The sequence below is a fragment of the Streptomyces sp. NPDC050549 genome (genome assembly GCF_040655035.1).
Taxonomy (GTDB): Bacteria; Actinomycetota; Actinomycetes; order Streptomycetales; family Streptomycetaceae; genus Streptomyces.
Map to the genome: position 1 here is coordinate 1 of NZ_JBFAJD010000048.1, position 13,694 is coordinate 13,694.

13 protein-coding genes and 1 rRNA gene are annotated in these 13,694 nt (G+C 71.5%); 12 read left to right on the plus strand and 2 right to left on the minus strand.

Annotated elements, in window-relative coordinates:
* The 3 genes from rrf to AB0I51_RS41695 form a co-directional block, all read left to right on the plus strand.
* A 5S ribosomal RNA gene (rrf, locus tag AB0I51_RS41685) occupies positions 1-93 on the plus strand; the annotation flags it as partial.
* Positions 94-367: 274 nt separating this feature from the next.
* Complete coding sequence (locus tag AB0I51_RS41690; protein WP_362983709.1) at positions 368-1,723, plus strand: hypothetical protein; 1,356 nt, start codon at positions 368-370, stop codon at positions 1,721-1,723.
* The gene (locus tag AB0I51_RS41695) at positions 1,660-2,571 is read left to right on the plus strand and encodes a hypothetical protein (RefSeq protein WP_362983696.1); all 912 of its coding nucleotides are present in this window, start codon (positions 1,660-1,662) and stop codon (positions 2,569-2,571) included. Before AB0I51_RS41690 ends, AB0I51_RS41695 begins: the two co-directional genes overlap by 64 nt.
* A 76-nt stretch (positions 2,572-2,647) precedes the next feature.
* Here the strand turns inward: AB0I51_RS41695 and AB0I51_RS41700 are convergent, their stop codons facing one another.
* Positions 2,648-3,940: a DUF1015 domain-containing protein gene (locus AB0I51_RS41700; protein ID WP_362983604.1), complete on the minus strand. Its 1,293-nt coding sequence runs from the start codon at positions 3,938-3,940 to the stop codon at positions 2,648-2,650.
* A 72-nt stretch (positions 3,941-4,012) separates the two neighbouring features.
* Here AB0I51_RS41700 and AB0I51_RS41705 point away from each other — a divergent pair, with 72 nt between their 5' ends.
* The 4 genes from AB0I51_RS41705 to AB0I51_RS41720 are packed head-to-tail and all read left to right on the plus strand — an operon-like array spanning position 4,013 to position 8,073.
* A complete protein-coding gene (locus AB0I51_RS41705; protein ID WP_362983605.1) occupies positions 4,013-5,041 on the plus strand; it encodes an HAD hydrolase-like protein in 1,029 nt (342 codons plus the stop codon).
* Between the two features lie 49 nt (positions 5,042-5,090).
* Positions 5,091-6,134 carry an iron chelate uptake ABC transporter family permease subunit gene (locus AB0I51_RS41710; protein WP_362983606.1) on the plus strand — a complete coding sequence of 348 codons (1,044 nt, stop codon included), beginning with the start codon at positions 5,091-5,093 and terminating at the stop codon, positions 6,132-6,134.
* Complete coding sequence (locus AB0I51_RS41715) at positions 6,131-7,186, plus strand: iron chelate uptake ABC transporter family permease subunit (RefSeq protein ID WP_362983607.1); 1,056 nt, start codon at positions 6,131-6,133, stop codon at positions 7,184-7,186. The genes AB0I51_RS41710 and AB0I51_RS41715 overlap by 4 nt, the downstream gene beginning before the upstream one ends.
* A complete protein-coding gene (locus AB0I51_RS41720; protein WP_362983608.1) occupies positions 7,183-8,073 on the plus strand; it encodes an ABC transporter ATP-binding protein in 891 nt (296 codons plus the stop codon). The genes AB0I51_RS41715 and AB0I51_RS41720 overlap by 4 nt, the downstream gene beginning before the upstream one ends.
* Here the strand turns inward: AB0I51_RS41720 and AB0I51_RS41725 are convergent.
* Entirely contained in the window at positions 8,057-8,404 is a 348-nt protein-coding gene (locus AB0I51_RS41725; protein ID WP_362983609.1) for an SCP2 sterol-binding domain-containing protein, read from the minus strand. The genes AB0I51_RS41720 and AB0I51_RS41725 overlap by 17 nt on opposite strands.
* 42 nt (positions 8,405-8,446) lie before the next feature.
* Between AB0I51_RS41725 and AB0I51_RS41730 the strand changes: the two genes are divergently transcribed.
* The 5 genes from AB0I51_RS41730 (at position 8,447) to AB0I51_RS41750 (ending at position 13,689) form a co-directional block, all read left to right on the plus strand.
* Complete coding sequence (locus AB0I51_RS41730; RefSeq protein ID WP_362983611.1) at positions 8,447-8,743, plus strand: hypothetical protein; 297 nt, start codon at positions 8,447-8,449, stop codon at positions 8,741-8,743.
* Positions 8,744-8,798: 55 nt separating this feature from the next.
* Complete coding sequence (locus AB0I51_RS41735) at positions 8,799-9,614, plus strand: TlyA family RNA methyltransferase (RefSeq protein WP_362983613.1); 816 nt, start codon at positions 8,799-8,801, stop codon at positions 9,612-9,614.
* Positions 9,611-10,516 (plus strand): NAD kinase, encoded by a 906-nt coding sequence (locus AB0I51_RS41740; protein WP_019059337.1) that lies wholly within the window; start codon positions 9,611-9,613, stop codon positions 10,514-10,516. Before AB0I51_RS41735 ends, AB0I51_RS41740 begins: the two co-directional genes overlap by 4 nt.
* 89 nt (positions 10,517-10,605) lie before the next feature.
* On the plus strand, positions 10,606-12,324 hold the full coding sequence (gene recN, locus AB0I51_RS41745) for a DNA repair protein RecN (protein WP_362983698.1): 1,719 nt from the start codon (positions 10,606-10,608) through the stop codon (positions 12,322-12,324).
* A gap of 228 nt (positions 12,325-12,552) precedes the next feature.
* Positions 12,553-13,689: a glycosyltransferase family 4 protein gene (locus AB0I51_RS41750; protein ID WP_362983615.1), complete on the plus strand. Its 1,137-nt coding sequence runs from the start codon at positions 12,553-12,555 to the stop codon at positions 13,687-13,689.
* The last annotated feature ends 5 nt before the right edge of the window (positions 13,690-13,694 follow it).

Below are 13,694 nucleotides of genomic sequence, written 5' to 3' on the forward strand. Positions count from 1 at the left end.
ACGCCCGGTTACATTCCGAACCCGGAAGCTAAGCCTTACAGCGCCGATGGTACTGCAGGGGGGACCCTGTGGGAGAGTAGGACGCCGCCGAACAATCTTTGGAGGACCCCTGGTCCCAGCGTTCACGCTGGGACCAGGGGTCCTTTCTTTTTTCTTGTTTTGAGCACAAGCGCAGCCCGGAGCGCGCCGAGTACTTGGCTGCGCGAGAATGACTTGCGGTACCGAAGACAGGAGTCACCGATGTCCACCAACTCTCCCGAGGACCGACCGGAGCGCGACGAGCGGCGACGGGACAGTGGTGACCGCGGCGACCGTGCCGGGTACCGCGGAGGCCCGAGTCGTAGCAACGATCGTGGTAACGACAACCGTGGCGGTGCCCCTCGCCGTGACGACCGTGGTGGTAGCGGTGGTGGCGATCGCGGTGGGTTCCGTGGGCGGGACGACCGTTCCGCCGGCCCGCGTCGCGATGACCGGCCTGCGGGTCCGCGTCGTGACGACCGTCCCGCTGGTCCTCGTCGTGATGACCGTGGTGGCGAGCGCGGTGGGCGTCCCGGTGGTTTCCGCCGTGACGACAGCCGTGGTGAGCGTCCCGCGTTCCGACGCGACGACCGAAGCGACAACCGTGGCGGCGAGCGTCGCGACGACAACCGTGGCGATCGCGGTGGCTTCCGGCGCGATGACAGTCGGGGTGAGCGTCCGCCGTTCCGACGGGATGACAATCGCGGTGGCGGTGGTGGTTTCCGTCGTGACGACAGTCGCGGTGAGCGTCCGCCGTTCCGTCGCGACGACCGTGACAACCGCGGCGAGCGTCCGGCCTTCCGCCGTGACGACGACCGCGGTGAGCGCGGCAGCTACCCTCGCCGTGACGATCGTGGTGGTAGCGGTGGTGGCGATCGCGGTGGGTTCCGTGGGCGGGACGACCGTTCCGCCGGCCCGCGTCGCGATGACCGGCCTGCGGGTCCGCGTCGTGACGACCGTCCCGCTGGTCCTCGTCGTGATGACCGTGGTGGCGAGCGCGGTGGGCGTCCCGGTGGTTTCCGCCGTGACGACAGCCGTGGTGAGCGTCCCGCGTTCCGACGCGACGACCGAAGCGACAACCGGGGCGGCGAGCGTCCGCCCTTCCGCCGTGATGACCGTAGGGACGACCGCCGTGACGGCGACCGTCCCGCTTTCCGGCGGGATGACGACCGCGGTGACCGTGGCAGTTACCCCCGTCGCGACGACCGTCCGGCCGGTCCCCGTCGTGATGACAGCCGGGGTGAGCGTCCGCCCTTCCGTCGTGATGACAACCGTGGTGAGCGTCCGCCGTTCCGTCGCGACGACCGTGACAACCGGGGCGAGCGTCCGGCCTTCCGCCGTGACGACGACCGCGGTGAGCGCGGCAGTTACCCCCGCCGCGACGACCGTTCCGCCGCCCCCCGCCGCGACGACCGTCCGGCCGGTCCTCGTCGTGATGACCGTGGTGGCGAGCGCGGTGGGCGTCCCGGTGGTTTCCGGCGCGACGACAGCCGTGGTGACCGTCCGGCGTTCCGGCGCGACGACGACCGTGGCGGCTACCCCCGCCGTGATGACCGCAGGGACGGGGGCGACGACAGGCGCGGTGGCGGCCGGTTCCGGGACGACCGGGAGCGTGACCGCGAGCGGGAGCCGATCAAGCGGCTGCCGATCCCCGAGGACGTCACGGGCGATGAGATCGACAAGGACGTACGCCAGGAGCTGCTGAGCCTGCCGAAGGGGCTCGCGGAGGACGTGTCGAAGAACCTGGTGATGGTCGCCCGGCTCATCGACGAGGACCCCGAGGGTGCCTACGCCTACTCCAAGATCGCCCTGCGGTTGGCGTCGCGCGTCGCCGCCGTACGTGAGGCGGCAGGGTTCGCCGCGTACGCGAACCAGAAGTACAGCGAGGCGTTGGCAGAGTTCAGGGCCGCGCGGCGGATGACCGGCAGCGTGGATCTGTGGCCCGTGATGGCCGACTGCGAGCGTGGGCTCGGGCGGCCGGAGAAGGCGCTGGAGATGGCCGGGGCCCCTGAGGTGCACAAGCTCGACAAGGCAGGGCAGGTCGAGATGCGGCTCGTCGCGGCCGGCGCCCGGCGTGACATGGACCAGCTCGACGCGGCCATCGTCACATTGCAGAGCCCCGAGTTGGCCTCGAACACCGTGCAGCCGTGGACCGCGCGACTGCGGTACGCCTACGCCGATGCCCTGCTCGCCGCCGGGCGTGAGGACGAGGCGCGGGAGTGGTTCGCCAAGGCAGTGGAGTCCGACAAGGACGGCAGCACGGACGCGTCGGACCGGCTCGCCGAGATGGACGGTGTCGAGTTCGTCGACGCGTTCGTCGAGGTCGAGGACGACGAGGCCGACGAGGACGAGACCGACACCGACACCGATGCCGACTCCGATGCCGACTCCGAGATCGACGACGAGGTCGAGCCCCACGCGGAGGCCTCCGTAGCCGACGAGGTGGACGTCGACGACGAAGACGACGACATCGAAGACGACGAGGACGAGGAGCCCGTGGCCGAGCCTGTCGTCGAGGTCAAGGATGACGACAAGGCCGACGACAAGGACTGACGGCAACGCACGTCAGCAATGACGAGAGGGCGGGACCCCGGCACCGGGGTCCCGCCCTTTTCGCGTTCCCGGTGTCTCAGGGCTCCAGTGCGCGCAGCACCAGCCCCGACGCAGGCTTCGGGCCGAAGGACGTGGACTTGCGGGGCATCGTGACGCCCTGGCGGGCCAGGTCGCGTACGACCTCCTCGCGCACGGGGTGCATCAGCACGGCCGTACCGCCGTCGCGTTCGGCCTTGCTGACGGTGGCGGTGGTGTCGTGGATGTAGGCGATGTGGGCCGGGTCGTCCTCGGGGATGAGCCAGACGTGGTCCAGGAGGGTGGCGTGCAGGACCGTGGCGTCCAGGGTGCGCCAGGCGGCGGGGCGGTCGGCGGGGATCGTACGGGCCAGGAGGTCCGGATCCGGGCGGTCGACCAGATGGAAGGTGCCGTCGCCGGCGAGGAGGAAGGCGTTGCCCGCACAGGCCGCGTCGGCGAGGGCCTCCAGGGCTTCCGGTAGGGGCACTTCCAGGTGCTGGACGCGGAACAGGCCGTCGAGGGCGGCCAGGGCGTCGGCGACCGGGACGCCGTGCAGGAGGCGGTGGATCGCGCGGACGCGGAGCGGGTAGCGGGCGGTGTCGACGAGGAGGACCAGGCCGTAGTCCCAAGGGCTGGGGGAGGGGTGCTCCGCGCGTAGACGTCGGTAGGTCGCCCAGCGGTGGTGGCCGTCGGCGATGAGGGCCTGGTGGTGGGACAGGTCCGTCTGGATGCGGGTCAGGTCGGTGGGGTCGGTGACCGCCCAGAGGCGGTGGCTGTAGCCGTCCTCCGTGGTCGTCGAGAGCAGTGGGGGCTGCTCGGCGATGCGCTCGACGATCGTCGTCGTGTCCGCCGGTGAGCCGTTGCCCCGGTAGGTGAGGAGCAGGGGTTCGAGGTTGGCGGAGGTGGCCCGCATGAGGGCCGCGCGGTCCGCGATCACATGCGGCATGACGTCCTCGTGCGGCAGGACCACGCCCTCCGACGGGTCCGTCAGACGCAGGGCGCCGATGACGCCGCGCTGCAACAGGCCGTTGCCGTCGTGCTGTTCGTAGACGTACAGGCCTGGCTCGGGGTCGGTGGTGAGGACTCCCTCGGAGAGCCAGCGGTGCAGGGTGTCGGCGGCCTGTTCGTTGCGGGCACTGGGGGTGACGGCCTGCGGGAGGATCAGGCGGACGATGTTGTGCGGGTCGGCATCCTGGAGGTGGTGCAGACCGTCGGGGCGTACGACGACGTCGTACGGTGGGGACGTCACGGCGGCCAGGCTGCCGACCAGGTCTGGGTCGTAGCGGAGGCCTCGGAACGGGGTGAGTTCCAGGCCTCGGCGCTCCGTTGCTTCCGAGTGACCTGCGGTGTTCATCCCGGCATCGTACGTGTGTCAGTGGCGTGCGGGATCATCGGGTGAAAGCGATCGAACGAGGAGCGATGTGGAATGAGCCAGAGCGTCAGGACGAGTCCCGAGGGCAGTGGCCGGGCCCTGAGCGAGGCGTACGACACGGCGCTGCTCGACCTCGACGGGGTGGTGTACGCGGGGGGCAACGCGATCGCTCATGCCGTCGACTCGCTCGCCACCGCCCGCGCGGGCGGGATGCGTCTCGCCTATGTCACCAACAACGCGCTGCGGACGCCGGACGCGGTGGCCGAGCATCTCACCGAGCTGGGGATACCGACCGGCGCGGACGACGTCATCACCTCCGCGCAGGCCGTCGCCCGGCTGATCAGCGAGCAGGTGCCGGCCGGTGCCCGGGTGCTGGTGATCGGCGGGGAGGGACTGCGGGTCGCGCTGCGCGAGCGCGGACTTGAGCCCGTCGACTCGGCCGACGACGACCCGGTGGCGGTGGTGCAGGGTTACGGCGGGCCTGACCTGGTGTGGTCCAGGTTCGCGGAGGCCTGCTACGCGATCGCGCGCGGGGTGCCGTGGTTCGCGTCCAACACCGATCTGACGATCCCGAGCGCGCGCGGCATCGCGCCGGGCAACGGCGCCGCGGTGGAGGTCGTACGGATAGCGACCGGGGCCGAGCCGCAGGTGGCGGGGAAGCCGTTGCCGCCCATGCACAAGGAGACGATCCTGCGGACGGGCGCCGAGCGGCCGTTGGTGGTGGGGGACCGGCTGGACACGGACATCGAGGGGGCGTTCAACGGGGAGGTCGACTCGCTGCTTGTTCTGACGGGTGTGACAGACGGAGCGCAGCTCCTTGCCGCGCCGCCGCAGCACCGGCCGACGTATGTCGACGCTGATCTGCGGGGCATGCTCACCGGGCAGCCCGAGGTCACCGGGGCGGGAGACGGCTTCCGGTGCGGGGGTTGGACGGCGACGGCGGGTCGGGAGCGGCTGGAACTCGACGGTGAGGGCGAGCCCTTGGACGGACTCCGGGCGCTCTGCGCGGCGGCCTGGACGGCGGCGGGGGACGGCTCCTGCGTGCTCGACGCGGAGAAGGCGCTGGCGCGGCTGGGGTTGTGAGCCCGACTCGACCGCGAAGGGGTGTGCGAGGGTAGGCTAACCTAACCTCGTGTTGGTCGACAGTCCCCCAGAAGAGCGCGCGGAGACCGCCCCCGCGCCCCCAACCCGCCGGGCGGTACGAGTCCTTGGGCTCTTCGTCTCCGTGGCGCTCCTGCTGCTCGTCGCCCTGGCGAGCGTCGCGATCGGCGCGAAATCTCTGCCGTTGGGGGATGTGTGGCACGGCCTGTTCCATGACTCGGGGACGTACGCGGACGTCGTCGTCGGCGACCGGATCTCCCGTACGGTTCTCGGACTGCTCGCCGGTGCCGCGCTCGGCCTCTCCGGGGCCGTCCTCCAGGCGCTCACCCGCAACCCGCTCGCGGACCCGGGGCTGCTCGGCATCAACGCCGGCGCCTCGGCCGCGGTCGTCACCGCCATCACGTATTTCGGTGTCACCTCGCTGAGCGGCTATGTCTGGTTCGCCTTCGCGGGCGCGGCGGTGGTCGGCGCGCTGGTCTGGTTCCTCGGCGGCAGCCGGGGTGCCACCCCCGTGCGCCTCGCCCTCGCCGGCACCGCGATCAGCGCCGCGCTCTACGGCTATCTCCAGGCCGTCATGATCATGGACGACGCGGCGCTCTCCAAGATGCGCTTCTGGACGGTCGGTTCACTGGCCTCGGCCACCGGCTCGACCATCACCCAGGTCGCGCCGTTCCTCGCGGTCGGCACGGTCGTCTCGCTGCTCATGGCCCGGCCGCTGAACGCGGTGGCGATGGGCGACGACACAGCCCGCGCCCTCGGCGCCGACCTCAACCGGACCCGGGCGCTCGCCATGCTCTCCGCGACCGTGCTGTGCGGGGCCGCGACCGCAGCCTGCGGACCGATCGTGTTCGTCGGCCTGATGGTGCCGCACGTGGTGCGCTCCTTCGCCGGCCCCGACCTGCGCTGGATCCTGCCGTACGCGACGATCCTGTCGCCCGTGCTGCTGCTCGGCGCCGACGTGCTCGGCCGGCTGATCGCGCGGCCCGCGGAGCTGCAGGTCGGCATCGTCACCGCGGTCATCGGCGGTCCGGTCTTCATCTTTCTCGTACGACGGCGGAGGACGGCCCAGCTGTGAAGGCCACACCCACTCGAGTGCTTCGTACCAAGGCCGTACGTACCGGCGGTCTCTCCCTCCGTCTCGACCTCCGTGCCGTCACCGTCGTCGTCCTTCTCCTGGTCTGCGCGCTCGCCGCGAGTGTCGTGCTGACCGGTACCGGCGACTTCCCGATCCCGGCCGGTGACGTCCTCAGGACGCTGTTCGGGGGCGGTGACGCGGGCCAGGAGTTCATCGTCAACGAGCTGCGGCTGCCCCGGGTCCTCGTCGGGCTGCTGGTCGGGTCCTCGCTCGGGCTCGGAGGTGCGCTCTTCCAGTCCATCTCCCGCAATCCGCTGGGCAGTCCGGACGTCCTCGGCCTCTCACAGGGGTCGACGGCCGGGGCGCTCGTCATGATCGTGCTGTTCTCCGGCAGCGCGACCGCCGTCACCCTCGGGGCGCTCGTCGGCGGTCTGGTGACCGGGCTTGCGATCTATCTGCTCGCCTGGAAGCAGGGGGTGCACGGATACCGCCTCGTCCTGGTCGGCATCGGCGTCTCGGCCGTCGTCACCGCGGTCAACGGCTATCTGCTCACCAAGGCCGACCTCGTCGATGCCGCCCGCGCGGTCGTGTGGATGACCGGCTCCCTCAACGGCCGTGACTGGACCCAGGTCTGGCCGCTGCTCGGCCTGTGCGCCGTGCTGCTGCCGCTCGTCCTCGCCAACGCGCGCGGGCTGCGGATGATGGAGATGGGCGACGACGTGTCGTACGCCCTCGGGGTGCGGGTCGAGCGGGTGCGGCTGCTGCTGATGGTGGCCGCCGTGCTGCTCACCGCCGCCGCGACCGCCGCCGCGGGACCCGTCGGCTTCGTCGCCCTCACGGCGCCGCAGCTCGCCCGGCGGCTGACCCGCTCGCCGGGCCCGAACCTGGTGCCCTCGCTGTGCATGGGCGCCACCCTGCTGGTCACCGCCGACTGGGCCTCTCAACGGGCCTTCGGCGCCGACCAGTTGCCCGTGGGCGTGGTCACCGGAGTCCTCGGCGGGGTCTACCTGCTGTGGCTCCTGGTCACCGAGCGCAGGGCGGGCCGGATATGAGCAACCAGAGCAACCAGTGCGGCCTAAGCAGCGGGCTGAACAACCGAAGGAGCACCGTGAAGCGCCTGTCCGCCGAGAACGTCACCCTCGCCTACGACCAGCGCGTCATCGCCCGCGAGTTGTCGGTGGAGATCCCAGACAACTCCTTCACCGTGATCGTCGGCCCGAACGCGTGCGGCAAGTCCACGCTGCTGCGGGCCCTGTCGCGGATGCTGAAGCCGAGCGAGGGCCGGGTGCTGCTCGACGGGCAGGTCATCCAGTCGATGCCGGCGAAGAAGGTAGCGCGGACGCTCGGCCTGCTGCCGCAGTCGTCCATCGCGCCCGACGGGATCACTGTCGGCGACCTCGTGGGCCGCGGCCGGTACCCGCACCAGGGCCTCCTGCGCCAGTGGTCCCAGGAGGACGAACGGGTCGTACAGGAGTCGATGGCACAGACCGGTGTCGCCGAACTCGCCGACCGCTATGTCGACGAACTCTCCGGCGGGCAGCGGCAACGCGTGTGGATCGCCATGGCGCTGGCCCAGCAGACGCCCCTGCTGCTGCTCGACGAGCCGACCACCTATCTGGACATCCAGCACCAGATCGACGTCCTCGACCTCTGCGCCGAACTGCACGAGGAGCAGGGCCGCACGCTGGTTGCGGTGCTGCACGACCTCAACCACGCGGCCCGGTACGCCACTCACCTCATCGCACTGCGGGAGGGCGCGGTCATCGCGGAGGGCGCGCCGAACGACATCGTCACGGCCGAGCTGGTCGAGGAGGTCTTCGGGCTGCGCTGCCAGGTCATCGACGACCCGGAGACGGGGACGCCACTGGTGGTGCCGGCGGCGCGCAGGGCACGGGCGCGGACCGACCACCAAAAGGTGGCCGCTACAGAAGCTTCCTGAGGCGGAACAGGTCGAACACGTTGGCCTCCAGCTTCACCCGGCCCGAGCCCCAGGCCTTCGCGAAGTTCAGGCCTCCGTTGACCATGGCCACCAGCTCGTCGCCGGCCATGGTCAGCCTGATCTGGGCCTTCTCCGGCGGAAGGCCCTCCACGGTCTCGTCCACAACGATCCGGCCGCCGGTCAGCCGGCCGACGAAGGTGACGTCGAGATCGGTGATCCGGCAGCTGACCGAACGGTCCATGGCCGCGGCGGCGCGGACATTGCCGTCGGCCTTCTGCATGTTGTCCGAGAGTTTCTCGAGTGCGGCGCGGCACTCCTGGATCGTTGCCATCGTGATCGACGGTACCCCAGGCCTTCGGGGTAGCGTCTGGGCATGAGCGACTCAGTTCCCGAGGCCGAGGCCGGGACCCCGGCCGAGGCCGTACCGGAGGCGGAGCCCACGTACGACCCCGCCGCCCCCGCCCCGCTGAACGTGGACCGCACCCCGAGCGGCAACGCCGACGTCGACGCTCAGCTCGGGCGGCTTGCGGACACCGACCACCTCGCCACGGACGGCCATGTCGAGGTGTACGAGGATGTACACCGGGGGCTGCGCGACGCGCTCACCGCGCTCGACGCCCGCCCGGGACCTCCGGCTCCCACCCGTCACCCGACCACCACCCCACAATGAGATCCTTCGGATCACCCCCATCGATTGACGTATGGCAATAGGAGCTGAACCGAACGTGGCAGGAGTGGCACGCCGCCGTCTCGACGCCGAGCTGGTGCGGCGGAAGCTCGCGCGCTCTCGGGAGCACGCGAGCCAGTTGATCGCCGCAGGGCGGGTCACCGTCGGCAGGACCGTCGCGACCAAGCCCGCCACCCAGGTGGAGACGGCGGCGGCCATCGTCGTCGTGGCGGATGACGACGACCCCGACTACGTGTCGAGGGGCGGCCACAAGCTCGCGGGTGCCCTGGAGGTCTTCGTGCCGCAGGGGCTCGCGGTCGAGGGGCGGCGGGCGCTGGACGCCGGCGCGTCCACCGGAGGCTTCACCGATGTGCTGCTGCGGGCGGGTGCCGCGCAGGTCGTGGCGGTCGACGTCGGGTACGGACAACTCGCGTGGTCTCTGCAGAGCGATGAACGCGTCACCGTCAAGGACCGTACGAACGTACGCGAGTTGACGCTTGAAGCGATCGATGGGGAGCCTGTGGATCTTGTCGTGGGGGATCTGTCCTTCATCCCGCTCGGGCTGGTGCTGCCCGCCCTGGTGCGGTGCACGAAGCCGGACGCGGACCTGGTGATGATGGTCAAGCCGCAGTTCGAGGTGGGGAAGGAACGGCTGGGGAGCGGCGGTGTCGTACGCAGCCCGGAACTACGGGCCGAGGCCGTGCGCGGAGTCGCCCGGCGGGCCGCCGAACTGGGGCTCGGGGTGCGGGGCGTGACGGCCAGCCCGCTGCCCGGACCGTCCGGGAATGTCGAGTACTTTCTGTGGCTGCGGGCCGGGGCACCCGAACTGGACCCGGCCGATGTTGACCGTGCAGTGGCGGAGGGGCCGCGTTGACACAGAACCGAGCTCGTACTGTTTTCCTCCTCGCGCACACGGGTCGCCCCGCGGCGATCCGGAGTGCCGAACTGGTGGTCAAGGGGCTCCTGCAGTCCGGCATCGGGGTGCGCGTCCTGGAGTACGAGGCACGCGACCTGCCGCTGCCCGACGAGGTGGAGACGGTCACCGAGGCCACCCCGCAGTGCCTTGAGGGCTGCGAACTGCTCATCGTCCTCGGCGGTGACGGCACGCTGCTGCGCGGCGCGGAGTTCGCGCGGGCGTCCGGAGTTCCGATGCTCGGCGTCAACCTCGGCAGCGTGGGATTCCTCGCGGAGGCCGAGCGGGACGATCTCGACAAGGTCGTGGACCGGGTGGTCACCCGGGCCTACGAGGTCGAGGAGCGGATGACCGTCGATGTCGTCGTGCACAAGAACGGCAACATCGTGCACACGGACTGGGCGCTGAACGAGGCGGCGGTGCAGAAGGCCGGCGCCGAGAAGCTCCTGGAAGTCGTGCTGGAGATCGACGGGCGCCCGGTGACGGGGTTCGGGTGCGACGGGATCGTCTGTGCCACGCCCACCGGGTCCACGGCCTATGCGTTCTCCGCGGGTGGGCCTGTGGTGTGGCCCGAGGTGGAGGCGTTGCTGATGGTGCCGATCAGTGCGCATGCGCTGTTCGCGAAGCCGTTGGTCACGTCGCCGGATTCGGTGCTTGCCGTCGAGGTGCTGCCGCACATCCCTCCGGGGGTCTTGTGGTGCGACGGGCGGCGGACTGTCGAACTGCCTGCCGGGGCCCGGGTCGAGGTACGTAGGGGCGCTGTGCCTGTGCGGCTTGCCCGACTACACCATGCGTCGTTCACCGATCGGCTTGTCGCCAAGTTCGCTCTGCCTGTCTCGGGGTGGCGGGGGGCTCCTCAGTAGCACGAGTGCGTGGGGACACTCCCCCGGGTGACAGGGTGCCTCGCGCTTCTCCCGCCCTACCTCGTAAGGTCTTCACCGTGCTGGAAGAGATGCGGATACGGTCGCTCGGAGTCATTGACGACGCTGTCGTCGAGCTGTCGCCGGGGTTCACCGCTGTCACGGGTGAGACGGGTGCGGGCAAGACCATGGTCGTCACCAGTCTCGGGTTGTTGCTCGGGGGCCGGGCTGACCCGGCGCTGGTGCGGATCGGGGCGAAGAACGCGGTCGTGGAGGGGCGGATCTCCGTCCCTCCGGGCGGCTCCGCCGTGCTGCGCGCCGAGGAGGCCGGTGCCGAGCTGGACGACGGGACGCTGCTCATCAGCCGTACCGTTTCCGCCGAAGGGCGCTCCCGGGCCCACCTGGGCGGCCGTTCCGTGCCGGTGGGCGTGCTCGCGGAGCTGGCGGACGAACTGGTCGCGGTGCACGGACAGACCGATCAGCAGGGGCTGTTGAAACAGTCCCGGCAGCGGCAGGCGCTCGACCGGTATGCCGGGGACGCCGTCACCGGGCCGCTGGCCAAGTACGCGGAGGCGTACCGGCGGCTGCGGGCCGTCGCCGTCGAGCTGGACGAGATCACCACGCGCGCGCGTGAGCGGGCCCAGGAAGCCGACCTGCTGCGCTACGGCCTCGACGAGATCGCGGGCGTGGAGCCGCGTGCCGGGGAGGACGTCGAGCTCGCCGCCGAGGCCGAGCGGCTCGGGCACGCGGAGGCGCTGGCGTCCGCCGCGACGGTCGCCCATGCCGCGCTCGCCGGCAACCCCGAGGACCCCGAGGGCATCGACGCGGCGACCCTCGTCGCGGGTGCGCAGCGGGCCCTGGAGGCCGTGCGGTCGCACGACTCGGCGCTGGCCTCGCTCACCGACCGGATCGGTGAGATCGGTATCCTGCTGGGCGATGTGGCGGGGGAGCTGGCGGGCTACGCCGACGACCTGGACGCGGATCCGCTGCGGCTGGCCGCCGTGGAGGAGCGGCGGGCCGCTCTCAACGGGCTCACGCGGAAGTACGGGCAGGACATCGCGGCCGTGCTCGCCTACGCCGAGCAGGGCGCCGCGCGGCTGACCGAACTTGACGGCGACGACGAGCGGATCGACGAGCTGACCGCCGAGCGGGACGCGCTGCGGGGCGAACTGGGGGGTCTCGCGCAGGCGTTGACCGACGCGCGGACGGAGGCCGCCGAGCGGTTCGCGGCGGCGGTCACCGCCGAACTCGCCTCCCTCGCGATGCCGCACGCGCGCGTGTCGTTCGAGATCCGGCAGACCGAGGACCCGGAGGGAGTCGAGGTCGGCGGGCGCACGGTCGCCTACGGCCCCTCGGGCGTCGACGAGGTCGAGCTGCTGCTCGCCCCGCATCCCGGTGCTCCGCCGCGGCCCATCGCCAAGGGTGCGTCCGGCGGTGAGCTGTCGCGCGTGATGCTGGCCGTGGAGGTCGTGTTCGCGGGCACGGATCCCGTGCCGACGTACCTATTCGACGAGGTCGACGCCGGTGTCGGCGGCAAGGCGGCGGTCGAGATCGGACGGCGGCTCGCGAAGCTCGCGAAGACCGCGCAGGTCGTCGTCGTCACCCACCTGCCCCAGGTCGCCGCCTTCGCCGACCGGCAGCTGCTGGTCGAGAAGACCAACGACGGGTCCGTGACCCGCTCGGGCGTGAAGGTCCTCGAAGGCGAGGACCGGGTACGGGAGTTGTCCCGGATGCTGGCGGGCCAGGAGGACTCGGAGACGGCCCGGGCCCACGCGGAGGAGCTGCTGGCGACGGCACGGGCGGACGGCTAGGGCGGGCGCGCCGTTCAGGAGGCGCGCGCTCCTCACTCGTACGGGTGACATGCCCGGCCCGTGTTGCCCTCCCGCACGGCCTCCGGGCTTTTCCGCGTTGCCGGAACACCCGTACGTACTGGCATCCTTGAGTTGGAACGCGTAGGAAGCGTGCGGTACACCCCCACCGCACGATCCTTCTGTACTTTCTTCGTGACCGCCCGTCGCCGAACCAGGAGCCCCGGCCACGTGACCCCCGTGAGCAGCCACTCACCGCACGGCCAGTCGCCGCTGCGCACCGTGCAGGTGCTCGGCGGGGGCAACGCCGCCAGCAGCGCGCATGTGCGCTCCCTGGCCTCCGGGCTCGTCGCGCGGGGCGTGCGGGTCACGGTGTGCGCCCCCGTCGAGGCGGATCACACCTACGACTTCACGGGTGCCGGAGCCGAACACGTGCACGTCCCGCGCAGCAGCGACCCGTCCTCCGTGGCCGCGCTGCGAGCCGCCTGCGCTGACGCCGACCTGGTGCACGCGCACGGACTGCACGCCTCCTTCCGCGCCGTCCTCGCGCTCAGCGGCCGTCGTACGCCCCTCGTGGTCACCTGGCACGACCGCGCCCACGCCGAAGGAGCACGCGCCCATCTGCTGCGGCTGCTGGAGCGGCGGGTCGTCAAGGCCGCCGTCGTGGTGCTCGGGGCCACGTCCGATCTCGTCGACAGGGCGCGCCGGACCGGCGCCCGTGACGCGCGGCTCGCCGCCGTCGCGCTGCCGGGGTCGCGCCGGGCCGTCGAGTACGAGGATCCGGACCGGCTGCGCCCCAAGCTGCGCGCCGAACTCGGCGCCACCGCCCGCCCGTTGCTCGTCGCCGTCGGCTCGCTCGACCGGCAGCGCGGCTACGACACCCTCCTGGACGCCTCGCGCGGCTGGTGCCGCCTCGATCCGACACCGCTGCTCGTGATCGCGGGGGAGGGGCCGCTGCGGGCCGAGCTGCAGCGGCGGATCGAGGACGAGGAACTGCCGGTCCGGCTCGTCGGCAGCCGCGACGACGTGGGCGAACTGCTCGCCGCCGCCGACCTCGCGCTCCTGCCCAGCAGCTGGGAGTCCCGCTCGGTGATCGCCCAGGAGGCCCTCCACGCCCGCGTCCCGCTCGTCGCCACCGCCGTCGGCGGCATCCCCGAACTCGTCGGCGACGCCGCCGAACTCGTGCCCTACGGCGATGCGAAGGCCCTCTCCGACGCGGTCACCCGTCTGCTGCGCGACCCCGAACGCCAGGAGATCCTCCGCGAGAAGGGCATCCGGCAGGCGTCCACCTGGCCCACCGAGGACGAGACCGTCGCCCAAGTCCTCAGCGTCTACGACGAGTTGACCCAGCCTCTGCCGTTCGCCTGAGCGCG

Excerpts from the sequence above, each read along its gene's own strand:
- AB0I51_RS41705 (WP_362983605.1), top strand. The coding sequence starts at position 4,013 with ATGAGCCAGAGCGTCAGGACGAGTCCCGAGGGCAGTGGCCGGGCCCTG.
- recN (WP_362983698.1), top strand. The coding sequence starts at position 10,606 with ATGCGGATACGGTCGCTCGGAGTCATTGACGACGCTGTCGTCGAGCTG.
- AB0I51_RS41730 (WP_362983611.1), top strand. The coding sequence starts at position 8,447 with ATGAGCGACTCAGTTCCCGAGGCCGAGGCCGGGACCCCGGCCGAGGCC.
- AB0I51_RS41720 (WP_362983608.1), top strand. The coding sequence starts at position 7,183 with ATGAGCAACCAGAGCAACCAGTGCGGCCTAAGCAGCGGGCTGAACAAC.
- AB0I51_RS41725 (WP_362983609.1), bottom strand. The coding sequence starts at position 8,404 with ATGGCAACGATCCAGGAGTGCCGCGCCGCACTCGAGAAACTCTCGGAC.
- AB0I51_RS41700 (WP_362983604.1), bottom strand. The coding sequence starts at position 3,940 with ATGAACACCGCAGGTCACTCGGAAGCAACGGAGCGCCGAGGCCTGGAA.